Source organism: Brevundimonas nasdae (genome assembly GCF_019395145.1).
Taxonomy (GTDB): Bacteria; Pseudomonadota; Alphaproteobacteria; order Caulobacterales; family Caulobacteraceae; genus Brevundimonas; species Brevundimonas nasdae.
Genome location: NZ_CP080034.1, coordinates 2517169 through 2541502, shown reverse-complemented (window position 1 = coordinate 2541502; position 24334 = coordinate 2517169). Strand labels below are relative to the sequence as shown.

Sequence of the window (24334 nt, the reverse complement as noted above, 5' to 3'; positions counted from 1 at the left end):
CGTGATGCGGGCAAGCGCGGACCGCTTTCGCGCCACGAACTGTGGTGCTACCCCTCGCGGCAACTGTTTTGCGAGGAAGGCCCCCATGCATCACCGCTCCCTGTTGTCCGCCGCCTGTGCGAGTATCGCCTTGTCGGGCGCCCTGATGGCCGCCGCGCCCGCCCTGGCGCAGGTGCCGCCGGCGCCGGTTCCGGCAGCCCCCGCAGCCCCGAACGCCTTCACCTATCAGGACATGATCTCGGCCAACCGGCTGGGTGATCCGCAGGTGTCGCCGGACGGGCGCTATGTCGTCTATTCGGTGACGACCACGGACGTGGCGGCCAACAGCCGTTCGGGCAGCCTGTGGATTCTGGATCTGAACGCGCCCGATCAGGCGCCGCGCCGTCTGGCCATCTCGGACCAGAAGGCCAACACCGCCCGCTGGGGCGGCGACGGCAACCTGTATTTCCTGTCGGACAAGTCGGGCTCCAGCCAGGTGTGGCGCGTCGCCTCTCCGACCGCCGCTGCGGTTCAGGTGACCGACCTGCCGACTGATGTGAACGCCTATCGCGTCAGCCCGACGGGCGACAAGGTGGCGGTGTCTTTAGCCGTCTATCCGAACGCCGCCGACCTGAACGCCTCGGTCGCGCACGGCAAGGAAGTCGCCGAGCAGAAGACCTCCGGCCAGGTCTATGACCGCATGTTCGTGCGTCACTGGGACACCTGGAGCGACCACACCCAGAACCACCTGTTTGTCCAGTCGATCGGCCGCGACGGCCGGGCGACCGGAACCCCGGCCTGGGTCACCAAGGGCTTTGACGGCGACACCCCCTCCAAGCCGTTCGGCGACGAGAGCGAATTCGTCTTCACCCCCGCAGGCGACTCCATCGTGTTCTCAGCCCGCGTCGCTGGCCACAGCGAGCCGTGGAGCACCAACTTCGACCTGTTCAAGACCAACGGCCTGACCGGCGACGGCCAGTTCACCAACCTGACCGAAGACAACCTGGCCTGGGACACCGGCCCGGTCTTCTCGCCCGACGGCAAGACCCTGGCCTATCGCGCCATGGCCCGTCCGGGCTTCGAGGCTGACCGCTATCAGATCGTGCTGATGGACGTGACCACGGGCCAGAAGCGTCAGATCGCCGCCAACTGGGATCGCTCGGCCGACACCCTGCAGTGGTCGCGCGACGGCCGCACCCTGTACACGACCGCCGGCGATGTCGGTTCGACCAAGCTGTTCTCGATCGATGTCGGCAATGGCACGGTGGTTCCCCTGACGGGCGCAGGTCACGTTTCGGCCTTCCAGCAGACGCCGTCGGGCTTCGTCTTCGCCCAGGACAGCCTGCGCGAGCCGGGCGACCTCTATTTCAAGACCTTCCGGGGGCGCGAAATGCCGCGCCGCCTGACCAACGCCAACCCGTCCTTCGCCCAGAAGGCGTTCGGCGAATATGAGCAGTTCAACTTCCCCGGCTGGAACAACGAGACGGTCCACGGCTATGTCATCAAGCCGGTCGGCTATGTCGAAGGCCAGAAATATCCGGTCGCCTTCCTGATCCATGGCGGACCGCAGGGCTCGTTCGGCGACGGCTGGTCCTATCGCTGGAACCCTGAGACCTATGCAGGCGCGGGCTATGCGGTGGTGATGATCGATTTCCACGGCTCGACCGGCTACGGACAGGCCTTCACCGACGCGATCAGCCAGCACTGGGGCGACCGCCCGCTGGAGGACCTGCAGAAGGGCTGGGCCGCAGCCCAGGCCAAATACAGCTTCCTGGATGGTCAGAACGCCTGCGCCCTGGGCGCCTCGTACGGCGGCTATATGATCAACTGGATCGCGGGCAACTGGCCTGACGGCTTCAAGTGCCTGGTCAACCACGACGGCGTCTTCGACACCTTCGGCATGGGCTATTCGTCCGAGGAGCTGTGGTTCACCGAGTGGGAATACGGCGGCACGCCGTGGGAAAATCCCGCAGGCTATCAGAAGTTCAACCCGGCCAACCACGTCCAGAACTGGAAGACGCCGATGCTGGTGGTCCAGGGCGACCGCGACTTCCGCATCCCGACCGCCCAGGGCCTGTCGACCTTCACGGCGCTGCAGCGTCGCGGCATCGACAGCCGCCTGATCGTCTTCCCCAACGAGAACCACTGGGTGCTGAAGCCAGCCAACAGCCTGCAATGGCACAACGAGGTGTTCGGCTGGCTGAACAAATATCTGGCCCCAGCCAAATAGGCCGGAAGATCGGATCGAAAATTGAGGGGCGCGGTCGAAAGGCTGCGCCCCTTTTCTTTGCCGAGAACCGGATCGCGGGCCTATTGAAGGGCATGGAGCATTCGACCTGACCCGCCGGGGCCTGTTCGCGCCCGCGCTGGGCCTTCTGGCCGCCGCCTGCGCGCCTTTGGGTCTGCGCGGTGGGCTCGAGGGGCGGCTGAGCAGGGACGTGCGTCGCGTCGCGCACGATCTGCCCTATGGCGAGGATCCGCGCCAAAGGCTCGACCTGTATGCACCGCGCGGGGCGAGGGGTCTTCCGGTGCTGGTCTTCCTCGGCAAGCCGGGCGTGCACGATCAGTATGAGCCGACGGCTCTAGCGTTGGCGGCGCGAGGTTTCGTGGTCGCGCTCCCGGACTACCCGGTAACTAGGCCGCCGTTGTTTCCGGCCCAGATCGCAGACGCAGCCCTGGCGATGGCTCAGGCGGCGCGCCTGGCCGCGGACCATGGCGGCGACCCGACCCGTCTGGGCGTCATTGGCCATGGGGCGGGCGCCGGGTTGGCGATGATGATCACCCTGGACCGTCGCTACATGGCCGCCGTCGACCAGCCGAACCTGATCCGCGCCGCCGCCGGTCTGGCGGGCGTTTACGGCGCCGCACAGACCACAGACCCGACCTGGACCCAGCCCATCGCCTATGTCCGCCCCAACGCCCCGCCGATCTGGCTGGGATACGGCGCAGATGACAACACAGTCGCCGCCGCCGACACCGTGACCCTGCACCAGCGCCTGCGCGACAGTGGTGGCCGATCAGAAATCAAACTCTACCCCGGCCTGGATCATGCTGGGATCATCGAGGCCTTCCTTTTATCCGACCGCCCCGAGGCCTCGGCGTGGGATGAGGTGGCGGGCTTCTTCCGCCGCCATCTGCAATAGGCGTCAGCTGGCCGGTGCGTTCGGCGATGCCCCCTCAGGAGTTGGCGCCTCGGGTTCTGTCTGGCTGATCTGCGGCGCGATTTCGTCGTCCGAAAGGTCGGGCAGAGCCCCGCCGGCTTCCAGCGCCGCAATCATGCGGACGGCGGCCTTTGAGGCGCCCCCGCCATGCGGATTGTTCGCCAGTGGTCGAAGCACCGCGATGGCTTCCGCTCTGTCGCCCTTTTCAGTCAAGGCGGAGGCGTAGTTGAAACGAACAGAAGCCAACTGCGGCGCGCGATCCAGCGTCAGCCCCATCGCCAGCATATCGTTGTCGTTGGGATAGCTGGATTGGCCCTGGCGCATTTCCGTCATCAGCATCAGGGTGCGGTAATCGTTGCTGGCCGCAGCATAAGCGCGGGCAAGATAGTCTCGCGCTTCACGCCTGAACGTCAACGCTTCATCCTCGTCGTCGGTCTCGCGCGTCTTTTTCAATCGATCTTCCGCCAGAAGCTGAAGAGCCTCGACATTGTCGGGTTCTATCTCGATCAGCCGCAGCAGCGCGCGCTCGCCAGCCGGGGCGTCTCCGAGACGCAGCCCGGCATGGCCGGCGACCAGCAGGGCGAACGGATCTTCGCCATGACGTGCGGCCAGTCTCGTGACCTCCTGGTTGACAGCCGCACGGTCATCCTCCGGCACGCCCAGCTTCATGCGTTGGTTGATGAGCAGCAGGTCGTTGGCGGATCGAGGCAGACGGGTGACTGTGATGTCGGCAGTCGGGAATTGGCCCTGAATGCGGTTACCGGTCAGTCTGACACGCGTATAACGACGCAAGGCGGCGCGGAGTTGGTCCAGGCTCATGCCCGTGGCGCGCTGCATCGCCTCAACAGAATCGCCGCCTTGGCTGACATCGGTCAGATAGGCCTGAAACTGTTGAAGGCGTGCAGGGTCGCTGAAGAACCAGTGCGTCAGCAGCCAGGCGATCGGATAATAGGTCGCGCGCTGGCTTTCGCGACGCACCTCATCCGGCCTGGATTTCAACAGGATATCCAGCGGAATCCAATCTTCCTGCATGATCCAATAGGCGCGATTGGCGTTGTAGCCGCCCAGAAGAACCTCGTTCTTGTTCACGTCGATGGCGGCGGTCATGTAGTATTCGGCGAAACCCTCCACGAACCATGCGGGATAGGCGCCTGGAGAGTTGCCCAGCATGAAATGGTGAGCGTATTCGTGCATCAGGACGTCCTGCCCTGAAACCCCATCTGAATTGCTGGTGCGGACGGCCGCCGCGAAGATGTCTTCATCCGCCGCAAAATAGGTCCCCACCGTGATGTCCCCGCTGTTGGGGTTGATCTTCAGCAGACCGGGGCGGCCGGAAACCAGGTAAATGGGCAGTTTTCTGGGCGGTGTCGTGCTGATTGGGATGCCGGACTTGTACTGCATGACCCGGTCGAAGATTTCGAGCTTCTGCACATAGTCACGCAGCGATCGCTCGCTGCCTTCGCTATAGACGATGAAGCGTTCGCTCTCAGCCCTCAGCCAATCAGCGTGGGAGGCCTGCGGCGCAGCCGCCAGGCCCAGGCCGATAAATGCGCCTATGACGCAAGCGCGCGCAGTTTCGAACTTCATACACCTCTCCCAGAGCGGTGTATTGATCGCAGAGGTTGCGATGGGCCGTAAAGGGGTGTTGTGCGGCGGTGTTCGCAAATGCCGTATCGTCGCAATTTCGCCGTATTAAATAACCCCTCGCAACCAAGGGCTTTTCGAGTCATTCTATCTTTGCAGGGACGATCCAGCCGTCAGAGCCGGACGCCCGCCCAGGCGCCGATGAGGTGATCTGGACATAGGGAAAGGAAAAGAACGATGGCCGTAATCCATCCTCAAGACCGCTACGCCCGCCCACGCCGTGAAGGCAAACCCTTGCATCCCGCCTTCGGCCTACTGGTCGGGTTTGGCTTTATCTTCGCGATCGCAACGCTGGTTCACATCGTCTTCAATGTGGTGATCTAGCGAACACGACGCCTCTTGGCCGTCCTGATCCCGAGAGGATCAGGCGGCGAGGCGGTTCCAGACGGCGCGGTCTGCGGCGACCGCGTTGAGGCGACGCCCTTTGGCCTGCAACTGCTGCATGACGACGTGGGGCAGGGCGCAGAAACGCGGCTCGACCAGATCGGGATTGCAGGCGACCGAGGGGGCGGCGAACAATGCGGCGTTCATATCCGGGCTGCGTTCCGAGATCAGCCAGGCCAGACGTCGGGCACGCCCGGGATCGTTGCGGTGAAGCAGCGGGTCCTCGGCGAACAACTCGCAGCCCAGTTGCAGCACATAATCGAAATCCAGCTTCTCGAACCGGCGCGCGTCGGCGGGCGTGACCGGGCAGGCCTCGTCCAGATCGAACACGACGTCGTTCAGAAGAAACAGCATGGGCGCAAACGCTCGATACGGGCCGGACGCGATGTCGTCCGTAGCGCCACAATAGGCCCCGCCGCTTGCGGTCCCGTTCACGGACGCGGTTAAGCATTCATCACCGGCCGGGGCGGGCGTTCACACCCTGCGCACCTTGATGGCGCTGTCTATTTGCCCAGCAGCCCGACCATCAGATTGACCGTCAGGGCCAGGATCACCGTGTTGAAGGTGAAGGCCGTCAGGCTGTGGATGCTGGACAGGCGCCGGATATGCCGGTCGGAAATCTGCACATCCGCCGTCTGCGACGCCACGCCGATGATCAGCGAGAAATGCAGGAAGTCCCAGTAATCCGGCTCGGTCTCGCCCGGAAACAGCAGGCCGCCGCGATCCTTGCCCTTCGTCTTGGGGCCGGCCTTTTCCTCCTGATAAAAGGCATGGGCGTAGTGCAGGGCGAAGATCAGGTGGATGAAGGTCCACGACAGGCCCACGGTCGCCAGCGACAGCAGGCCGCTGGTCAGGGGATCGTCGCCCCGCGTCGCCTCGCCGATCACCACGACGATGCTGGCGATGGCGGCCAGCAGACTGAGCGGCAGAACCCAATGGCCCGCCTGATCGAGAGCCGCCGCCCGCTTGCGGATCGCATCCACCCCTTCGGCGCGCGCCATGCGCCACAGGGTGGCGGCGATGAAGGCCCCCGCGCCCACGTCCCAGCCGATAGCAGCGCGGGTCAGCCAATGGCCCCCGAACGGCGACAGCCATCCGACCAGCCCCGTGAGCACGAAACTGCCCAGCAGGATGCCGTGCAGGGAAAGGGAGCGGCGAACGGACATCCGACGATCATGACGCGCCCGCGCCCGCCTGCAAGTCTTGGATCGCAGCGCCTGTGCCGCACAGGCCGCCTATTCGACGAAAAGCGATGCGGATGACGCGACGTGACCCTTGCAGAGCGGCGCGGGCTTGGCTTACGAGATCACGTATTGTTACAGGCTCGATCTCCGGGCCGGAAGAGAGGCCGCCATGACCACCCATGAAGATCGCGCCGGACTGAAGGTTGCGGGCGAAATCATCGCCCTGATCGAACAGGATGTGCTTCCGGGTCTGGGTCTTGATGCAGCGGCCTTCTGGAGCGGCGCGGCGACAGTGTTCGAGACCTTCGCGCCGCAGAACCGCGCCCTGCTGGCCAAGCGGGATGAGCTGCAGGGCCAGATTGATGACTGGAACCGCGCGCGCAAGGACCAGCCCTATGACGTGGGCGCCTCAGAGACCTTCCTGCGCGAGATCGGCTATCTGGTGGATGAGCCCGCGCCCTTCACCATCGGCACCAAGTCGGCGGATCCTGAGATCGCGACGATGGCCGGGCCTCAACTGGTAGTGCCGGTGCTGAACGCGCGCTTCCTGCTGAACGCCGCCAACGCCCGTTGGGGCAGCCTGTACGACGCCCTGTACGGCACCGACGCCCTGGGCGATCTGCCTGCAGGCGGCGGCTATGACGTCGAGCGCGGCGCCCGCGTCGTGGCCCGCGCCAAGGCGTTTCTGGACGAGGCGGCGCCCCTGGCGTCGGGTTCGCACGCCGATGTCGCGGGATGGTCGGTGGTGGACGGCACCCTGTCGCCGCCGCTGAAGGATGAAGGCCAGTTCGTCGGGTTTACGGGCGAGGCCTCGACGCCGACCTCGATCCTGCTGAAGCACAACGGTCTGCACATCGAACTGGTCATCGACCGCACCCACCCGGTCGGACGCAATGATCCGTCGGGTCAGGCGGACGTGGTGCTGGAATCGGCCCTGTCCACCATCGTCGATCTGGAGGATTCCATCGCCGCCGTCGACGCCGCCGACAAGGCCGAGGCCTATCGCAACTGGCTGGGCCTGATGAAGGGCGACCTTTCGGCGACCTTCAGGAAGGGTGGCGAGACCCTGACCCGCGCGCTTGAGGCTGATCGCACGTTCACGGCGCCGGATGGTTCGAGCGTGACGCTGAAGGGGCGCTCCCTGCTGTTTGTGCGCAACGTCGGCCATCTGATGACCACGCCCGCCATTCGTCTGGCGGACGGATCGGACGCGCCCGAAGGCGTCATGGACGCCATCATCACCAGCCTGATCGCCCTGTATGACATCAAGGGCCTGGGTCGGTTCCAGAACAGCGCCGAGGCCTCGGTCTATATCGTCAAACCCAAGATGCACGGGCCGGAAGAGGCGGCCTTCACCGACCGTCTGTTCGACGCGGTCGAGGACCTGCTGGCCGTGCCGCGCCACACCCTGAAGGTCGGGGTGATGGACGAGGAGCGCCGCACCAGCGCCAATCTGGCGGCCTGCATCCACGCGGTTAAGGACCGGATCGTCTTCATCAACACCGGCTTCCTGGACCGCACCGGCGACGAGATCCACACCTCGATGCAGGCCGGGCCGGTGGTGCGAAAGGCCGACATCAAGTCCAGCGCCTGGATCGCCGCCTATGAGGCCAGAAACGTCGCCATCGGCCTGAAGTGCGGCCTGTCGGGCAAGGCCCAGATCGGCAAGGGCATGTGGGCCGCGCCCGACCGCATGGCCGACATGCTGGAGCAGAAGATCGGCCACCCCAGGACGGGCGCCAACACCGCCTGGACCCCGTCGCCGACGGCCGCGACCCTGCACGCGCTGCACTATCATGCGGTCGATGTGTTCGCGGTTCAGAAGACGGTCGCCGCCCAGCCCACGCCCGGTCTAGAGGCCCTGCTGACCCCGCCCCTGGCCAATGGCGCCAACTGGTCGGACGAAGAGGTCGCCGCCGAACTGGACAACAACGCCCAGGGCATTCTGGGCTATGTGGTGCGCTGGATCGACCAGGGCGTCGGCTGCTCCAAGGTGCCGGACATCCACGACATCGGCCTGATGGAGGACCGCGCCACCCTGCGGATCAGCTCGCAGCATATCGCCAACTGGCTGCTGCACGGGGTCTGCACGGCGGATCAGGTGGACGCCGCCTTCATCCGCATGGCGGCCAAGGTGGACGGCCAGAACGCGGGCGACCCGCTGTATCAGCCGATGGCCCCCGACCCGGACGCCAGCCTGGCCTATCAGGCGGCGCGGGCGCTGGTGTTCGAAGGCGTCGAACAGCCGAACGGCTACACCGAGCCCCTGTTGCACGCTTGGCGGTTGAAGGCGAAGGCGGCGGTCGCTTAACCCCCTATCCGTCACCCTCGGGCTTGACCCGAGGGGGCGGGCGCGGATCGGGCGGTGTTAGGCCGTTGGGCGCAATGCGGCGGGACATCCGGCCCTCGGGTCAAGCCCGAGGGTGACGGAGTCTTAGTGGCGTGCGGCGTGGGCGTCAGCCTGCTGGCCTAATGTGTGTGTCCGCCTCTTCCTCCTCATCCGCCATGACGTCGGCGGCGGCGTCGTTGGCGCTGTGTCCGCCGCGTGAGGGACCGCCGGGCTGCGTCGTTGGACCCTCTCCATGGCCCAGGCGTTTCAGCGCCTCGTCGCCCTCCAGCCCGAAGGCGCGGCGCAGACGCACATCCGTCTGCGGCACCGGCACCTCGACGCCCGCCGCATCCAGGGCGTCGGCGATCAGCCAGGTGTAGGCGGCGTGCATGGCGGCGGGGCGTTTGACCGCATCGCGCGTGGGCCAGACCACCAGTTCGAAAGCCAGTCCGCGATCCCCGAACGCAACCAGCCAGACCTGGCTCTTGCGCGCCTCGGTCTCCGGCAGGGTGAAGGGGCTGGCCTGCGCCGCCTTCAGCACGGCGTCGCGCACCCGCCCACGGTCCGATCCATAGGCGACGGTGAAGGGCACATGGATGCGGCGCGTGTCGCCCTTCAGCGTCCAGTTGGTCACCGGTTGTTCGATGAAGCGTGAGTTGGGCACCAGCACATTGACGTTGTCATTGGTGCGCACGCGGGTGGCGCGCGGGCCGATCTCCATGATGGCGCCGCGAATGCCGATGTCCTCGATCTCGATATAGTCGCCGACCGACACCATCCGGTCGAAGATCAGGAACAGGCCGGACACGAACTCCTTGACCACCCCCTGAAGGCCCAGGCCGACGCCGATGCCCAGCGCGCCCGCAAACACCGCCAGCGACGACAGGTTCACGCCCGCCGCCGACAGGGCCGACATGACGCCCACGACAATGATGCCGTATCCCGCCAGCCGCTCCAGCAGATAGACCGCCTGTCGGCTGCGCTCGGCCCGTTCGCGCACCCGGCGCAGGGCGCGCGTCACCAGCCAGCTGGCGGCGAAGGTCAGCAGCAGGATGACGGCGCCGCTGATCAGGCCGCCCAGCGTCAGGTGGAACCCGCTGAATCCCAGGAACTTCGACTGATCCATCGTCAGCAGTCTGTTGGCGGGCATGACCATCACCTCCAAGCGCGCGGCAAAAGGCCAAGGTTCCGAGCTGAGGCCCAGATGCAAACAAACCCGACGGCTTTCAACCGGTTTCGGAACATCCTGTCGTGCAGGCAGGACGTCATATCTGTTCGGCGCAACAGCCCGGATTGCTGTTAGGGTCGCGGGCATGAGGGAAGCTGTCGACGCGTGCGTATGACAGACGGGCAATGAAACAGGTGCGCGATGAGCGATGACATCGACAAGATGATCGGCCGGGACCCGCCGGTCGGCTTTGACGATCTTACGGGTCTGGAAGGCCGGGTCTGGCGCCGGATCGGCGAGCGCCGCGAGCGGATGCGGATGGATCGGGTGCGGATCGCCGCCGTCGCGGCGGCCGTCGCCCTGGGCGCGCTGAACGGCGGGGCCGTGCGTCTGGCGTCCCCGCCGGAACCGTCCGAGATGCGCGTCTTCACGGTCGCCTCCGGCCTGTCGCCGCTGACCAGTCTGGATGCGCGCGGATGAACGGGCGCTGGAGATCCATCGTCGTCACGGCCCTGCTGGCGGCCGCGGCCAGCGGGGCGGCGACCTGGGCCAGCGCCACCTGGGTGATGCGAGAGCGCCAGCCCCCCAGCCTTCACAGCGTCATCCATGACAGGCTGGACCTTGATGCGGCGCAGGCGCAACGGCTGGCGGTCATCGAGGCCCGTTTCGCCGAACGCCGCCCCGTGCTGGAGGCCGAGGTTCGCGGCGCCAATCGCGAACTGGCCGCCGCCATCGCCTCAAGCGGCGGCGACACGCCCGAGGTCCAGGCCGCGGTCGATCACTTTCACGCCGCCATGGGCGACCTGCAGAAGGCGACCATCGCCCATGTCTTCGAAATGCGCGCGGTCCTGACCCCGGCCCAGGCCAAGGTGTTCGACGCCGCTGTCGTAAACGCCCTGAGCGGCGACGCCGGTTAAGCGCGGCCTGTGGACGAGGGGCAGAGCATTGCGGTCCGCGCGGCTGCGGGTGACCGCGCCGCCTTCACGACCCTGATGACCGCCACCAAGGCGGACCTGCATCGTTTTGTCCGCCGCTATGTCGGGGACGAGGCCGAGGCTCAGGACGTGCTGCAGGACACCTACGCCGCCGCCTGGTTCGCCCTGCGGCGCTATGATCCGGCGCGGCCGTTCGATGTCTGGCTGCGCGCCATCGCCCTGAACAAGTGCAGGGACTGGAGCCGTCGCCGCGCGGTGCGGCGCGTGGTGCGCGGCGTCATGGGGCTGGATGCGCCAGAGGCGGCGGCGGTCGGGGACGCCAGCCCCGAGGCCGAGGTTCGTCTGGACGACCAGCGCCGGGCCCAGCGCGTCCAGCGCGCCCTGGCGGACCTGCCCGACGCCCTGAAGGCGCCCCTGCTTTTGGCCGCCTTGGAAGGCCGCTCCCATGCCGAGATCGGCGCCATCCTGCGCATCACCCCCAAGGCCGTGGAGACGCGCATCGCCCGCGCGCGTCGAAAACTGGCCCAGGGCCTGGCGGCGGCGCAGACCGACCAGACGTCCTGATCCGACAGGGTTTGCAGACAATCGTGTCTGATCGCGAGGGGAAGGGCGTCGGCGCGCGTATCTGAACCCATGGCCTCAAGACCGTCTGTCTGGCCAGTCTGCTGGAGGCGCCTTGATGTCGATCCCGAACCTTGACCGTCGAACCCTTTTGCGCGGCGCTGTCGCGGGGGGCGGCCTGCTGGGGCTTCAAGGCCTGACGCCCGCCTGGGCCCAGACGGTTTCGCCGGGGCTGAGGTCTGACCTGCCGACCCTGACCGGGCCGAATATCGACCTGACGGTCGGCCATTCGCCCTTCACCGTGGGCGGGCGCACCGGTCACGCCTTCACCGTCAACGGCCTGCTGCCCGCGCCCCTGCTGCGGATGCGCGAGGGTCAGAATGTGCGCTTGTCGGTCACCAATACGCTGGATGAGGACACCTCGATCCACTGGCACGGCCTGCTGCTGCCGTTCCAGATGGACGGCGTGCCGGGCATCAGCTTCCCCGGCATCCGCCCGCGCGAGACCTTTGTCTATGAGTTCCCGATCAAGCAGTCGGGCACCTACTGGTATCACAGCCATTCGGGGATGCAGGAGGCGATGGGCCATTTCGGCCCCATCGTCATCGACCCGGCGGGCGTCGATCCGGTCGCCTATGACCGCGAGCATGTGCTGGTCCTGTCGGACTGGAGCTTCCTGCATCCGCACCAGATCCTGGACAAGCTGAAGAAGAGCCCCGGCTATTTCAACCGCCAGCGCACCACGGTGGCGGGTCTGCTGGACGGTTCGGACCGCATGAGCCTGTCGGAGCGGCGGATGTGGGGCGCCATGCGGATGGACCCGCGCGACATCCTGGACGTCAGCGGCGCGACCTACACCTATCTGGTCAACGGCCATGGCCCGCAGGAGAACTGGACCGGCCTGTTCCGTCCGGGCGAGCGGGTGCGGCTGCGCATCATCAACGCCTCGGCCATGTCGATCTTCAATGTCCGCATCCCCGGCCTGGCGATGACGGTGGTGCAGGCCGACGGCGAGAACGTCCGCCCGGTCGAGGTGGACGAGTTCCAGATCTCGGTCGCCGAAACCTATGACGTCATCGTCCGCCCGACCGAGGACCGGGCCTACACGATCGTGTCGGAGGCCATCGACAGCTCCGGCATGGGGCGGGCGACCCTGGCGCCCCGTCCGGGCATGACGGCCGAGGTTCCGCCCCTGCGCCGGACGCCCAATCTGACCATGGCCGACATGGGGATGGGCGGGATGAACCACGCGGCGATGGGGCACGGCGCGATGGACCACGCCAGCATGGGGCATGGCGACATGGCCGGGATGGACCATTCGGCGCACGCAGCCTCAGACCCCATGCCGATGGATCACAGCGGCATGAACATGCGCGATCCGTCAAAGGCGCCCGCAAACATGGCGGTCGGCGTCGGCGTCGACGCCATCGCCATGGCCCCCGCCAACCGTCTGGCCGAACGGCCTCAAGGCCTGCAGGACGTCGATCATCGCGTGCTGGTCTATGCCGACCTGCGCGCGCTGACGCCGAACAGGGACACGCGACCGCCGTCCCGATCGCTGGAAATCCACCTGACCGGCAATATGGAGCGGTTCATGTGGGGCTTTGACGGGCGTAAGTTCTCGGAGCTGGTCGAGCCGATCCGGTTCGAGCTGAACGAGCGGGTCCGCGTCACCCTGGTCAACGACACCATGATGGCCCACCCCATCCACCTGCACGGCCACTTCTTCGAACTGGTCAACGGCCATGACGGGCATCAGCCGCTGAAGCACACGGTCAATGTGGCGCCGGGGTCGAAGGTGACCTTCGATCTGACCGCCGATGCGCCCGGCGACTGGGCCTTCCACTGCCATCTGCTGATGCACATGCACGCGGGGATGTTCAACGTCGTCACCGTCCGCCCGCTGGAAGGAGCCGCTTCGTGAAGACCCTTGCGCTGGCGCTCGCCCCCCTGATCCTGACGGCTGGCCCGGTCGCGGCCCAGAGCCACGACCATTCGGCCCACGCCGCCCCCGTCCCGGGCCCGGCGCCGGACCCGCACGCCGGCCACGACATGAGCGGGATGCAGACGGCCCCCGCCGCCGCGCCTGCCCAGACGCCGGCGCCCGATCCCCACGCCGGTCACCACATGAGCCACGGCGCGGCGGCTGATCCCCATGCGGGGCATGACATGGGCGGGATGCAGACGGCCCCCACCGCAGCCTCTGCTCCGACACCCGCACCCGATCTTCACGCCGGTCATCACATGAACCACGGTGCGGCGACGCCTGATCCCCATGCCGGCCACGACATGGGCGGCGCCGTGTCCGCCATTCCCGATATTCCCACCAGCGCGGATGCGGTGGGCGGGCGGCTGGTGCAGGCGTCGCCGCCGCCCGCCGCCTTGGCCGGGCCAGCCCATGCGGCGGACCTGCTGTTCGACCCGTCCGTGATGGCGGCGGCGCGCAGGCAGCTGCTGGCCGAGAACGGCGACGTCCGCACTACGGCGGTCAAGATCGACGCGTTGGAGGCGGGCTTCGGCGACGGGGCGGACAGCTACAGCTGGAAGGCTCAGGGCTGGACCGGCGGCGACATCAATCGCTTCTGGTGGAAGACCGAAGGCGAGGGCGTCTTCAACGGACGGCTGCATGACGCCGAGGTTCAGGCCCTCTACAGCCGCGCCGTCGCGCCCTTCTGGGATGTTCAGGCGGGCGTGCGTCAGGACTTTCGCCCGGACGGCAAGGACACGACCTATCTGACCGCAGGTGTTCAGGGCGTCGCCCCCTACTGGTTCGAGGTGAGCGCGGCGGCCTTCCTGTCGACCCGGGGCGACCTGACCGCCCGTGTCGAGGCGGAATACGACCTGCGTCTGACCCAGAAATGGATTCTGCAGCCCTCGATCGAGGCCGCCCTGTCGGCCAGCGACACGCCAGAGCTTCAGCTTGGATCGGGTTTGACCTCGGTCAAGGCGGGGCTGCGCTTAAGGTACGAAATACGCAAGGCCTTCGCGCCCTATGTCGGCGTCGAATGGGGGCGGTCCTTCGGCGGCACGGCGGATTATGCGCGGGCGCACGGCGGCGCCGCCGACGATACGCGTCTGGTCGTCGGCGTAAGGGCTTGGTTCTGACGATTTTCGATTGAGAGGACAGGGACATGGCTGAGGCGGAACAGGACACCCAGACGGCGGGCAAGGGGTGCTGTTCCGCCCATGCCGGTCACGGCTCCGGGCACGGGCATGACCACAGTGCGGGCCTGACCACGGATCCCGTCTGCGGCATGTCCGTGGACGCGCAGACGACCGCCCACCACGCCGTCCATGCAGGTCATGAGCATCATTTCTGCAGCGCGGGCTGCCGCGCCAAATTCGTCGCCGACCCGGACGCCTATCTGAACCGATCTGCTGAAAAGGCGACGATCACGGCCCCGGCGGGGTCGACCTGGACCTGCCCCATGCACCCGGAAATCCGTCAGGACGGACCGGGCGCCTGTCCCATCTGCGGCATGGCGCTGGAGCCCGAAATGGTCAGCGCGGAGGCCGGTCCCAGTGAAGAACTGACCGACATGACGCGCCGGTTCCGGCTGGCGCTGGCGCTCAGCCTGCCTGTCTTCATTCTGGAGATGGGGTCGCACCTGGTCCCGGCGCTGCACCACCTCGTGCCGATGAAGGTTTCGGCCTGGGTGCAGTTCGTGCTGGCGACGCCGGTGGTGCTTTGGGCCGGTCTGCCCTTCTTCGAGCGCGGCTGGGCGTCGCTGAAGACCCGCAACCTCAATATGTTCACCCTGATCGCCATGGGGACGGGCGTGGCCTGGAGCTACAGCGTCATCGCCCTGTTGGCGCCCGGCGTATTCCCGGCGGCCTTTCGTGCAGGCGATGGTTCGGTCGCCGTCTATTTCGAGGCGGCCGCCGTCATCACCACCCTGGTGCTGCTGGGGCAGGTGCTGGAGTTGAGGGCGCGCGAACAGACCTCCGGCGCGATCAAGGCCCTGCTGCGTCTGGCGCCCAAGACCGCGCGTCGCATCGCCGCGAATGGCGATGAAGAAGAAGTCTCGCTGGACGCCATCATCGTCGGCGACCGGCTGCGGGTGCGTCCGGGTGAGAAGGTTCCGGTCGACGGGGTGGTCGAGGACGGGCGCTCTTCGGTCGATGAGTCGATGGTCACCGGCGAATCCATGCCGGTCGCCAAGGCCGTCTCCGACCCTGTGATCGCGGGGACCATGAACCAGACTGGCGCCCTGGTGATCCGCGCGGACAAGGTGGGGCGCGACACCATGCTGTCGCGCATCGTGCAGATGGTCGCCGAGGCCCAGCGTTCGCGCGCCCCGATCCAGCGCATGGCCGACCGGGTCGCGGGCTGGTTCGTTCCGGCCGTGCTGGCGGTGGCCTTGACCGCCTTCGCCGCCTGGGCGGTGTGGGGCGCCGAGCCGCGTCTGGCGCATGGCCTGCTGGCGGCGGTGGCGGTCCTGATCATCGCCTGTCCGTGCGCGCTGGGGCTGGCGACGCCGATGTCGATCATGGTCGGGGTCGGACGCGGCGCCCGCCTTGGGGTCCTGATCAAGAACGCCGAGGCGCTGGAGCGGATGGAGAAGGTGGACACCCTGGTCGTGGACAAGACCGGCACCCTGACCGAGGGACGGCCTGCGGTCGTCAGGATCGTGGCGGCGGACGGATTCGAAGAGGCGGAGCTGCTGCGCCTCGCCGCCGGGCTGGAACGCGCGTCCGAACACCCGCTGGCCCTGGCCATCGTCAATGCGGCGATCGAACGCGACATCACCATCCCTGCGGTCGGGGACTTCGATTCGCCGACCGGGAAGGGCGCGCTGGGCGTGGTCGAGGGCAGGCGAATCATGGCGGGCTCCGCCGCCTTCCTGGCCGAGGCTGGGATCGACGCCTCGGCTCTGGCGGATCAGGCGGATCAGCTGCGGGCCGATGGGGCGACGGCCATATTGATCGGCGTCGACGACAGGGCCGCGGGCGTCTTCGCCATCGCCGACCCGATCAAGCCGACGACGCCGCAGGCCCTGGCCGCCTTGCGCGCCGAGGGCGTCCGGGTGGTGATGCTGACCGGCGACAACCGCACCACGGCCCTGGCGGTCGCGCGCCAACTGGGCATAGACGCGGTCGAGGCCGATGTCCTGCCGGACCAGAAGGCGGCCGTCGTGGCGCGGCTGAAACAGGAGGGCCGCGTGGTCGCCATGGCGGGCGACGGGGTCAATGACGCGCCTGCGCTGGCGACGGCCGATGTCGGCGTGGCCATGGGGCCGGGCACGGATGTGGCCATGGAAAGCGCGGGCGTCACCCTGTTGAAAGGCGACCTGAACGGCATTGTCCGAGCGCGCGAGCTCAGCCGGATGACCATGTCCAACATCCGCCAGAACCTGTTCTTCGCCTTTGTCTACAACGCGGCGGGCGTGCCGATCGCGGCGGGCGTGCTCTACCCGGTCTTCGGGGTTCTGCTGTCGCCGATGATCGCGGCGGCGGCCATGGCCCTGTCATCCGTCAGCGTCGTCGCCAATGCGCTGCGCCTCAACACCATGCGGCTGTAAGCGCGCAGAGGCGGGCTCTGGGCGGTGAAGCGCCGGTGCGGTGATGTGAGGGAAGGTGGCCGTCCCTCCAAGCATCCTGCGATGCTTGGAGGTGACGATGGTGGAGCTTAGCGGAGTCGAACCGCTGACCTCTTGCATGCCATGCAAGCGCTCTACCAACTGAGCTAAAGCCCCGGACCTTGCGGTCTGGATCGCCCGGTTCATCTTGCGATGGCCCCCGGCGAGGCGGCGGAAACTATGTCAGGCTTTTTCTAGGATCAAGCCCGTTTCGAGATTTATTTTCACATCGTTCCCGGAGGTGAAAATACGCAGGTTTTTCAAACCGAAAGGTCCGAAAGCCCTGCTGTCCCGCCGCGTTTCTCTAGCGAAAAATGCGGCGGGTGCAACAAGAAATCCGGGTCATTCTCAAAAGCCGGTGGAAACCGGCCTCGAGAGACACGCGAAGCGCGTCAGGCCCGGATATCAGGATCAGTCGTCGTCGCGGGTCGGCTTGGTGATTTCGTCTTCCAGCGAGTCGTCGTCTTCGTCCTCGATGAAGGGGACGGAGTCGTCATCGTCGTCGGCCAGCAGATCGTCGTCGTCGCCGTCGGTGGCGCCCATGCCGGCTTCTTCCGAAGCATCGGCGGGGGAATCATCGTCGTCGTCCGGGGTCAGGATCGGCTCGTGGCCTTCCTCGTCGATTTCCGGCGCCCGGACTTCTTCCTCCTCGTCCTCATCGGATTCGGCGGCCTTGTCCTTGACCTGATCTTCCGTGTCCTCGTCGTCGGCCGGATAGCCCGGACGAACGCGACGGCTGCGCAGCTTCAGCGCTTCTTCGGGATCAAAGTCCGTGCCGCACTTGGGGCAGTGGGCGGGACGGCGGTTCAGGTCGTAGAACTTCGCCTGACAGTTGGGGCAGACCTGCTTGGCGCCCAGTTCGGGATTGGCCACGTGCGGACACTTTCAACGGGTTGAATTCGGGGCGGTCCCTTGCCACTCCACGGACCCGCTGTCAAAAGCCATCTTTCGCGCCGCCCGCGCGGCCCTTCCGACATTGCAGCCTGAAGCGGGTGAAAATGCCTTCCCAACTGACCGCCCACCGTTCGTCCGCACTGGCCGGAAAGGTCCGTGCGCCCGGCGATAAGTCCATGTCGCACCGTTCGATGATCTTTGGCGGCATGGCCGTCGGGGTGACCACGGTCGAGGGGCTGCTGGAGGGCGATGACGTTTTGGCGAGCGCCCGCGCCGTCGAGGCTTTCGGCGCCAAGGTCGAGCGCACCGGCGAGGGCGAATGGCGGATCGAGGGCGCGGGCGGCTTCAAGACGCCCCTGTCCGTGATCGACTGCGGCAACGCCGGAACCGGGGTGCGGCTGCTGATGGGGGCCGCTGCCGGCTATCCGCTGACGGCGACCTTTGACGGCGACGCCTCCTTGCGCAAACGGCCGATGAAGCGGGTGACTGGGCCCCTGGCCGACATGGGCGCGCGTTTCGGCTGGCTGGCGGCGGAAGACCGCGTGCCGGTGGCCCTGACGGGCGGAACCCTGACGGGCATCGACTATGTGCAGACCGTGGCCTCGGCCCAGATCAAGTCGGCCATCCTGCTGGCGGGCCTGAACGCCGAGGGCGTCACCACGGTGACCGAGCCGGAAAAGAGCCGCGACCACACCGAGCGGATGCTGCGGGCCTTCGGCGCCGAAGTCGTGGTCGAGGAGCAGGGCGAGGGCTGGAAGATCACGCTGAAGGGCGGCCAGCCGTTGAAGGCGACCCATGTGGCGGTGCCGGGCGATCCGTCGTCTGCGGCCTTCCCGCTGGCGGCCGGTCTGATTGTTCCGGGTTCGGAAGTGACAGTCGAGGGCGTGATGCTGAACAGCCTGCGCACGGGCCTGTTCGACACATGGATCGAGATGGGCGCCGACCTGACGATCGATAACCGGCGCGAAGCCGGCGGCGAGGATGTCGGCGACATCACCGCCCGCTATTCCCAGCTGAAGGGCGTCGTGGTGCCAGAAGAGCGCGCGGCGTCGATGATCGACGAATATCCGATCCTGGCGGCGACGGCTGCCTTTGCGGACGGCGTCACCGTCATGCGCGGCGTGGGCGAGATGCGGGTCAAGGAAAGCGACCGGATCTCGCTGATGGTCGAGGGCTTGCGCGCCTGCGGCGTTCAGGTCGAGGAAGAGCCGGAAGGCTTCCTGGTCACGGGTGGACCCGTGCAGGGCGGCGCCACCGTCGCCACCGCCCATGACCACCGCATCGCCATGAGCCACCTGATCCTGGGTCTGGCCGCCGAACAGCCGGTGTCGGTGCTGGATCCCGAAATGATCGCCACCAGCTTCCCCGGCTTCGTCGACATGATCAACGGCCTGGGCGGAGAGATCGACTGATGCCGGACCCCGGCCTGGGCGGGCGCAGGCGCGTCGCCTGGCTCAGTCCGCTCGTGACCCTGGTGATCGCGGTGCTGATCGGCTGGGGCTGCGTGATCGGCGCGCGCGAGGTTCTGCACGGCCTGGACATCGGCATGCTGAACAACCGCAAGGGGCCGGATGTCCATCTGATCGAGCGGCCGGTGATCTTCTGGGCCCTGATCGTTTTCTATGCGACGGCCATCGTGGTCAGTGCGGGCATGGCGGTTCTGCTGGCGGCCATCGCCCTGCGCGGCTTGTTCGGGCGGCGCGCCTGACGCGGGTTTCGTCCGGGCGGCTGGATTGCCGTCATAATCCTCGCTATCTGGTTCGCCCTCTCGTGCGTTCGGGATGAAGTTTGACTGCGCCACGCGCTGCGGAGACCTGTGTGACCCTGATCATCGCCGTCGACGGCCCGGCCGCCTCGGGCAAGGGCACCATCGCCGCCCGTCTGGCCCTGACCTATGGCCTGCCGCACCTGGACACCGGATTGCTGTACCGGGCCGTGGGCGCGCGTCTGTTGGCCCAAGGGCTGTCGCTGGACGACGAGGCCGCTGCGACTGAGGCGGCGCGGGGTCTTGATGCGTCCGGCCTGTCCGATGATCCCGGCCTGACCACGGGCGAGGCGGGCGAGGCGGCCAGCCGCGTCGCCAGCTTCACCGGCGTGCGCTCGGCCCTGCTGGACCTGCAGCAGGCGTTTGCCGCCCAGGCGGGCGGGGCGGTTCTGGACGGGCGCGACATCGGCACGGTGATCGCCCCTGACGCCCCGGCCAAGCTGTTCGTCACCGCCACGCCCGAGGTGCGCGCGACCCGCCGCTGGAAACAGCTGGCTGCACGCGGATCGGACATCAGTTTCGAGGACATGCTGGCCGATATTCAGCGCCGGGACGAACGCGACGCCGGGCGGGGCGCGGCGCCTATGGTCCAGGCTGACGACGCGGTCTTGCTGGATACGACCGACATGGGTATAGAAGCCGCCTTCGATGCGGCCCGCCGTATCGTCGAGGCGGCGCGCGCGAAACACGGCCTTTAGGGCGGGTTTGGCAAATCCAACGCTCCAACCTCGGCTTCCGCGGGCGTCCTGATCGTTTCTGAACGGCCTCGCATCCTGACGACCTGACTAAATCCTTTTCCCATCGTTTCACGCGCGGCGTTCAGCCGTTCGAGAAGCGTTCACTCGCGTGAGGCCCTGTGGTCGCGCGCCCTTAGCCCCCAGGATGCTTTTCAGCTCCATGACTGACACCCTCAATCCCTCGCGCGACGATTTCGCCGCGCTGCTCGACGAACAACTCTCGGGCCGCGACTTCGGCGAAGGCCAGGTCGTTCACGGCCGCGTCGTCGGCATTGAAAAAGACATCGTCATCATCGACGTCGGTCTGAAGACCGAAGGCCGCATCGCCATGCGCGAGTTCGGCCAAGGCGAAGACGGCGCCCTGCCCAAGGTCGGCGACAACGTCGAGGTTTACCTGGAGCGCGTCGAGAACGCCCTGGGCGAAGCCGTCATCAGCCGCGACAAGGCTCGCCGCGAAGAAGCCTGGACCCGCCTGGAAGTCGTGTTCGCCGAAGGCCAGCCGGTCAACGGCGCCATCGTCGGCCGCGTCAAGGGCGGCTTCACCGTCGACCTGGGCGGCGCCTCGGCCTTCCTGCCTGGCTCGCAAGTCGACATCCGTCCGGTCCGCGACGTCGGTCCGCTGATGGGCAAGGAACAGCCCTTCGCCATCCTGAAAATGGACCGTCCGCGCGGCAACATCGTCGTCTCGCGCCGCGCCATCCTGGAAGAAGCCCGCGCCGAACAGCGCACGGAGCTGGTCGGCCAGCTGCAAGAGGGTGAAATCCGCGAAGGCGTCGTCAAGAACATCACCGACTACGGTGCGTTCGTTGACCTGGGCGGCATCGACGGCCTGCTGCACGTCACCGACATGTCGTGGAAGCGCGTCTCGCATCCGTCGCAAGTCCTGGCCGTCGGCGACACCGTCAAGGTCCAGATCGTCAAGATCAACCCGGACACCCAACGCATCTCGCTGGGCATGAAGCAACTGCAGTCGGACCCCTGGGACGGCGTGGAAGCCAAGTACCCTGTCGGCGCCAAGTACACGGGCCGCATCACCAACATCACCGACTACGGCGCCTTCGTGGAGCTGGAAGCCGGTGTCGAGGGCCTGGTGCACGTCTCGGAAATGTCCTGGACCAAGAAGAACGTCCACCCCGGCAAGATCGTCTCGACCTCGCAGGAAGTCGACGTCGTGGTTCTGGATGTCGACGCCTCCAAGCGCCGCATCTCGCTGGGCCTGAAGCAGGCCCAGGACAATCCGTGGGACGCCTTCGTCGCCAACCACCCGATCGGTTCGACCGTCGAGGGCGAAGTCAAGAACGCCACCGAGTTCGGCCTGTTCATCGGCCTGGACAACGACATCGACGGCATGGTGCACCTGTCCGACCTCGACTGGTCGGTGTCGGGTGAAGAAGCCATCCAGCGTTACCGCAAGGGCGAAATGGTCAAGGCCAAGGTCCTGGACGTCGACGTCGAGAAGGAACGCGTCTCGCTGGGCATCAAGCAGCTGGGCGGCGATCCGATCGGCGAAGGCGACACCTATCGCCGCGGCCAGCAGATCACCGTCACCGTCTCGTCGATCGAGTCGGGCGGCATTGAAGTCAAGTTCGGTGAAGACGATGCGCCGGTCACGGCCTTCGTCCGCAAGTCGGACCTGTCGCGCGACCGTAACGAACAACGTCCGGAACGCTTCGCCGTCGGCGACCGCGTCGACGCCATGATCACCGCCGTGGACAAGGCCTCGCGCCGCATCTCGGTGTCGATCAAGGCGCTGGAAATGAAGGACGAACAGGAAGCCATCGAACAGTTCGGCTCGTCCGACTCGGGCGCTTCGCTGGGCGACATCCTGGGCGCTGCTCTGAAGAGCGCAGGCGCCAAGGACTAAGCTTTTCCTGCAAGGGAGATGCTGAGGGCGGCGGGAGAAATCCCGCCGCCCTTCTGTTTTTCAGCCTCTGGTCGTGCGGCAAAGCTTGCGATTTTCTTGCTAAAGCCGCGTGTCATTGGCGGATAAGGGCTTTTTCGCGCCGCTGAGCGAGGTTAGGGTGCAGCTTGTGGATCGTTGTCCGGCGGTGGTCCGTCCGATGCGACCCGGCAGGGGGCCTTGATGATCAAGTCTGAACTGATCGAGAAGCTGGCGGCTGAAAACACCCACCTGACCCATGCGGAGGTGGAGCGGCTGGTGAATGTCATTCTGGGAAAAATGACCGAGGCGCTGTCTGACGGCGGCCGGGTCGAACTGCGCGGTTTCGGCGCCTTTTCCGTCCGGTCGCGTCCGGCGCGTTCGGGCCGCAACCCGCGCACGGGCGAAACCGTCGAGGTGCCGGCCAAGGCCGTGCCTTTCTTCAAAAGCGGCAAGGAACTGCGTGAGCGGCTGAACGCTTCGGGTGACGCCTGAAGGCCTGCGGCCTTGCACTGAATACGACTGACCCGAGGGGAAACTATGAGTCTGGTGTCTGAATTCCGCGAGTTCGCGGTCAAGGGCAATGTGGTCGACCTGGCGGTCGGCGTCATCATCGGCGGTGCGTTCGGCAAGATCGTCACCAGCCTGGTCGATCAGGTCGTGATGCCCCCCATCGGCTGGCTGATCGGGGGGATCAACTTCTCGGATCTGAAGATCACCTTGCCGGTCAATCCGACCAATCCCGAAGGCGCGCCCGCCGTGATCGAATACGGCGCCTTCATCAATGTGCTGATCCAGTTCGTGATCGTGGCCTTCGTCATCTTCATGATGGTCAAGCTGATCAACAAGCTGCGTCGTCAGACGGCGGAAGCCCCGGCGGAGCCCGCCGCCCCGACCGCCACGGAACAGCTGCTGGTCGAAATCCGCGACGAACTGAAGCGCAAGGCCTAAGTCCAGGGCCGTCAGAAAGCCTGAGCGGCGCTCAGGCCTTCGACAGACGGCCCTGCGGCGTGGCCTGGGCCTGCGCGCGGCGCTTGCGGGCCGACAGGGGCGTCGGGCGGTTGCAGATGGCGTAGTCGCCGTCGAACGGGGTCGGCGCCCAGGCCGAGGCCAGTTCCGGCTCGTCGATCACGGCATGGCCGTGGCCCCAGCCGCCCTCGCGACGGGCCGTCGCCGCCAGAGCGCCCAGGCTTTCCAGCAGCTCCGGCGTCACGACCTGCAGCCGCACCTTGGCCGCGCCCATCCCGCGGGCGTTGGCGACCAGGGCGGCGGCCAGGGTCTCGATGGCGTCCGGCGCCGACTTCAGGGCGGCCAGGTCCAGAATGTCCAGACAGGGCGGCTCGATCAGATTGTTCTTGCCCATCGACGCCATGGTGACGCCGACGATGCGGCCGTTGCGGCGCAGGCCCAGCAGCAGCGGACGCACGGTCTGATCGGGGTCGCTCATCCGCCAGCGCATCATGGCCGGGCTTCGGTCGGCCAGCAGATGGCCTTCCGCGACCAGATCGCGCCAGAAGTCGGCGTATTCGGACCGATCCGACAGATCGCGCAGAGGGGCGATGTCGGCGGCCAGTTTCAGCGGTTCGGGGCGGAACAGTCTGCGGTTCATCAGCTGTTCGCCCAGACGCGTCGCCGCTGAGGCCGACAGGCCGCCGAACAGCTTGCGCAGCATCCGACCCTTGGCGCAGGCCAGTTTGTCGACGATCCACGACAGTTTCACGCTGGCGGTTTCGACCGGGAAAGGCGTCATGCCGAACTTGGGATACAGGGGCGCCGAGCGGGCGTTGGCGTTCAGGGTGTAACGGGCGAACATGCCCTGCTGTTTGACGAAGGTGTTGATCAGGCCCCGGCTGGCGCCCTTCTGCTCGGGCGGCACGATGATCGAAAAGCCGGTTGCGCCGTGCAGGATGCGCGGGCCGTGGTGGAAGCGCTGCACGAAATTGCCCAGCATGGCGACCGGCGCATCCGCTTCATCGGCGACCACCCAGCCCGACGGGGCGCCGCTGAACAGGCGCGCGGGGTTCTCATCCAGCCAACGCCAGCCGGCCTGCGAGCGCTCTGGCCATCCCACCTGGCGGTGAAGACGGTTCAGCGCGTCGAAATCCGATGGTCGAATGGGTCGGATTGGCATGGCG

The 24334-nt window shown here is 66.7% G+C and carries 22 protein-coding genes and 1 tRNA gene; 16 read left to right on the top strand and 7 right to left on the bottom strand.

What is annotated here, in order from left to right; all coding sequences use genetic code 11:
• Positions 1–85 precede the first annotated feature (85 nt).
• Both KWG56_RS12355 and KWG56_RS12350 read left to right on the top strand, forming a co-directional pair.
• Positions 86–2209: a S9 family peptidase gene (locus KWG56_RS12355; RefSeq protein WP_219354984.1), complete on the top strand. Its 2124-nt coding sequence runs from the start codon at positions 86–88 to the stop codon at positions 2207–2209.
• A gap of 208 nt (positions 2210–2417) precedes the next feature.
• On the top strand, positions 2418–3122 hold the full coding sequence (locus tag KWG56_RS12350; protein WP_244999503.1) for an alpha/beta hydrolase: 705 nt from the start codon (positions 2418–2420) through the stop codon (positions 3120–3122).
• A gap of 3 nt (positions 3123–3125) precedes the next feature.
• Here the strand turns inward: KWG56_RS12350 and KWG56_RS12345 are convergent, their stop codons facing one another.
• The gene (locus tag KWG56_RS12345; RefSeq protein ID WP_219354983.1) at positions 3126–4805 is read right to left on the bottom strand and encodes a tetratricopeptide repeat protein; all 1680 of its coding nucleotides are present in this window, start codon (positions 4803–4805) and stop codon (positions 3126–3128) included.
• Between the two features lie 156 nt (positions 4806–4961).
• Between KWG56_RS12345 and KWG56_RS12340 the strand changes: the two genes are divergently transcribed.
• The gene (locus KWG56_RS12340) at positions 4962–5108 is read left to right on the top strand and encodes a hypothetical protein (RefSeq protein ID WP_219354982.1); all 147 of its coding nucleotides are present in this window, start codon (positions 4962–4964) and stop codon (positions 5106–5108) included.
• A gap of 39 nt (positions 5109–5147) precedes the next feature.
• Here the strand turns inward: KWG56_RS12340 and KWG56_RS12335 are convergent, their stop codons facing one another.
• Positions 5148–5522 (bottom strand): hypothetical protein, encoded by a 375-nt coding sequence (locus KWG56_RS12335; RefSeq protein WP_219354981.1) that lies wholly within the window; start codon positions 5520–5522, stop codon positions 5148–5150.
• A gap of 149 nt (positions 5523–5671) precedes the next feature.
• A complete protein-coding gene (locus KWG56_RS12330) occupies positions 5672–6334 on the bottom strand; it encodes a DUF1345 domain-containing protein (RefSeq protein WP_219354980.1) in 663 nt (220 codons plus the stop codon).
• 187 nt (positions 6335–6521) lie between these two features.
• Between KWG56_RS12330 and KWG56_RS12325 the strand changes: the two genes are divergently transcribed.
• The gene (locus tag KWG56_RS12325; RefSeq protein WP_219354979.1) at positions 6522–8663 is read left to right on the top strand and encodes a malate synthase G; all 2142 of its coding nucleotides are present in this window, start codon (positions 6522–6524) and stop codon (positions 8661–8663) included.
• A gap of 145 nt (positions 8664–8808) precedes the next feature.
• On the opposite strand, the gene KWG56_RS12320 is transcribed toward KWG56_RS12325, so the two are convergent.
• Positions 8809–9831, bottom strand: coding sequence for a mechanosensitive ion channel family protein (locus tag KWG56_RS12320; RefSeq protein ID WP_219354978.1), 1023 nt, complete (start codon positions 9829–9831; stop codon positions 8809–8811).
• A gap of 219 nt (positions 9832–10050) precedes the next feature.
• Between KWG56_RS12320 and KWG56_RS12315 the strand changes: the two genes are divergently transcribed.
• The 6 genes from KWG56_RS12315 to KWG56_RS12290 all read left to right on the top strand — a co-directional run bounded on the left by KWG56_RS12315 (position 10051) and on the right by KWG56_RS12290 (position 16867).
• Positions 10051–10329, top strand: coding sequence for a hypothetical protein (locus tag KWG56_RS12315; protein WP_219354977.1), 279 nt, complete (start codon positions 10051–10053; stop codon positions 10327–10329).
• Entirely contained in the window at positions 10326–10766 is a 441-nt protein-coding gene (locus tag KWG56_RS12310; RefSeq protein WP_201099978.1) for a Spy/CpxP family protein refolding chaperone, read from the top strand. Before KWG56_RS12315 ends, KWG56_RS12310 begins: the two co-directional genes overlap by 4 nt.
• A 9-nt stretch (positions 10767–10775) precedes the next feature.
• Positions 10776–11348: an RNA polymerase sigma factor gene (locus KWG56_RS12305; protein WP_201099979.1), complete on the top strand. Its 573-nt coding sequence runs from the start codon at positions 10776–10778 to the stop codon at positions 11346–11348.
• A gap of 115 nt (positions 11349–11463) precedes the next feature.
• On the top strand, positions 11464–13269 hold the full coding sequence (locus KWG56_RS12300; protein ID WP_219354976.1) for a copper resistance system multicopper oxidase: 1806 nt from the start codon (positions 11464–11466) through the stop codon (positions 13267–13269).
• Positions 13266–14450 carry a copper resistance protein B gene (locus KWG56_RS12295; protein WP_244999502.1) on the top strand — a complete coding sequence of 395 codons (1185 nt, stop codon included), beginning with the start codon at positions 13266–13268 and terminating at the stop codon, positions 14448–14450. The genes KWG56_RS12300 and KWG56_RS12295 overlap by 4 nt, the downstream gene beginning before the upstream one ends.
• A 26-nt stretch (positions 14451–14476) precedes the next feature.
• On the top strand, positions 14477–16867 hold the full coding sequence (locus KWG56_RS12290) for a heavy metal translocating P-type ATPase (RefSeq protein ID WP_219354975.1): 2391 nt from the start codon (positions 14477–14479) through the stop codon (positions 16865–16867).
• Between the two features lie 98 nt (positions 16868–16965).
• Here the strand turns inward: KWG56_RS12290 and KWG56_RS12285 are convergent.
• Both KWG56_RS12285 and KWG56_RS12280 read right to left on the bottom strand, forming a co-directional pair.
• Positions 16966–17041: transfer RNA gene (locus KWG56_RS12285), tRNA-Ala, on the bottom strand.
• A 294-nt stretch (positions 17042–17335) separates the two neighbouring features.
• Complete coding sequence (locus KWG56_RS12280; RefSeq protein ID WP_201096319.1) at positions 17336–17797, bottom strand: TIGR02300 family protein; 462 nt, start codon at positions 17795–17797, stop codon at positions 17336–17338.
• A gap of 125 nt (positions 17798–17922) precedes the next feature.
• Between KWG56_RS12280 and aroA the strand changes: the two genes are divergently transcribed.
• The 6 genes from aroA to mscL all read left to right on the top strand — a co-directional run bounded on the left by aroA (position 17923) and on the right by mscL (position 23150).
• Entirely contained in the window at positions 17923–19230 is a 1308-nt protein-coding gene (gene aroA, locus KWG56_RS12275) for a 3-phosphoshikimate 1-carboxyvinyltransferase (protein WP_219354974.1), read from the top strand.
• Positions 19230–19526 carry a hypothetical protein gene (locus tag KWG56_RS12270; protein WP_219354973.1) on the top strand — a complete coding sequence of 99 codons (297 nt, stop codon included), beginning with the start codon at positions 19230–19232 and terminating at the stop codon, positions 19524–19526. Before aroA ends, KWG56_RS12270 begins: the two co-directional genes overlap by 1 nt.
• Positions 19527–19636: 110 nt before the next feature.
• Entirely contained in the window at positions 19637–20281 is a 645-nt protein-coding gene (gene cmk, locus KWG56_RS12265) for a (d)CMP kinase (RefSeq protein ID WP_219354972.1), read from the top strand.
• Positions 20282–20480: 199 nt separating this feature from the next.
• The gene (gene rpsA, locus KWG56_RS12260) at positions 20481–22184 is read left to right on the top strand and encodes a 30S ribosomal protein S1 (protein ID WP_219354971.1); all 1704 of its coding nucleotides are present in this window, start codon (positions 20481–20483) and stop codon (positions 22182–22184) included.
• A gap of 219 nt (positions 22185–22403) precedes the next feature.
• Positions 22404–22694, top strand: coding sequence for an integration host factor subunit beta (locus tag KWG56_RS12255; protein ID WP_201096324.1), 291 nt, complete (start codon positions 22404–22406; stop codon positions 22692–22694).
• 45 nt (positions 22695–22739) lie between these two features.
• Positions 22740–23150, top strand: coding sequence for a large-conductance mechanosensitive channel protein MscL (gene mscL / locus KWG56_RS12250; protein WP_236260992.1), 411 nt, complete (start codon positions 22740–22742; stop codon positions 23148–23150).
• A gap of 31 nt (positions 23151–23181) precedes the next feature.
• On the opposite strand, the gene KWG56_RS12245 is transcribed toward mscL, so the two are convergent.
• Positions 23182–24330, bottom strand: a complete 1149-nt coding sequence (locus tag KWG56_RS12245; protein ID WP_219354970.1) for an N-acetyltransferase — start codon at positions 24328–24330, stop codon at positions 23182–23184.
• Positions 24331–24334: the final 4 nt, after the last annotated feature.

Bases quoted from the DNA above. Each gene is read 5' to 3' on its own strand.
- KWG56_RS12325 (WP_219354979.1), top strand. From the start codon at position 6,522: ATGACCACCCATGAAGATCGCGCCGGACTGAAGGTTGCGGGCGAAATC.
- KWG56_RS12290 (WP_219354975.1), top strand. From the start codon at position 14,477: ATGGCTGAGGCGGAACAGGACACCCAGACGGCGGGCAAGGGGTGCTGT.
- rpsA (WP_219354971.1), top strand. From the start codon at position 20,481: ATGACTGACACCCTCAATCCCTCGCGCGACGATTTCGCCGCGCTGCTC.
- KWG56_RS12300 (WP_219354976.1), top strand. From the start codon at position 11,464: ATGTCGATCCCGAACCTTGACCGTCGAACCCTTTTGCGCGGCGCTGTC.
- KWG56_RS12340 (WP_219354982.1), top strand. From the start codon at position 4,962: ATGGCCGTAATCCATCCTCAAGACCGCTACGCCCGCCCACGCCGTGAA.
- aroA (WP_219354974.1), top strand. From the start codon at position 17,923: ATGCCTTCCCAACTGACCGCCCACCGTTCGTCCGCACTGGCCGGAAAG.
- KWG56_RS12330 (WP_219354980.1), bottom strand. From the start codon at position 6,334: ATGTCCGTTCGCCGCTCCCTTTCCCTGCACGGCATCCTGCTGGGCAGT.
- KWG56_RS12335 (WP_219354981.1), bottom strand. From the start codon at position 5,522: ATGCTGTTTCTTCTGAACGACGTCGTGTTCGATCTGGACGAGGCCTGC.
- KWG56_RS12310 (WP_201099978.1), top strand. From the start codon at position 10,326: ATGAACGGGCGCTGGAGATCCATCGTCGTCACGGCCCTGCTGGCGGCC.
- KWG56_RS12255 (WP_201096324.1), top strand. From the start codon at position 22,404: ATGATCAAGTCTGAACTGATCGAGAAGCTGGCGGCTGAAAACACCCAC.
- KWG56_RS12355 (WP_219354984.1), top strand. From the start codon at position 86: ATGCATCACCGCTCCCTGTTGTCCGCCGCCTGTGCGAGTATCGCCTTG.
- KWG56_RS12270 (WP_219354973.1), top strand. From the start codon at position 19,230: ATGCCGGACCCCGGCCTGGGCGGGCGCAGGCGCGTCGCCTGGCTCAGT.
- mscL (WP_236260992.1), top strand. From the start codon at position 22,740: ATGAGTCTGGTGTCTGAATTCCGCGAGTTCGCGGTCAAGGGCAATGTG.
- KWG56_RS12315 (WP_219354977.1), top strand. From the start codon at position 10,051: ATGAGCGATGACATCGACAAGATGATCGGCCGGGACCCGCCGGTCGGC.
- KWG56_RS12245 (WP_219354970.1), bottom strand. From the start codon at position 24,330: ATGCCAATCCGACCCATTCGACCATCGGATTTCGACGCGCTGAACCGT.
- KWG56_RS12320 (WP_219354978.1), bottom strand. From the start codon at position 9,831: ATGCCCGCCAACAGACTGCTGACGATGGATCAGTCGAAGTTCCTGGGA.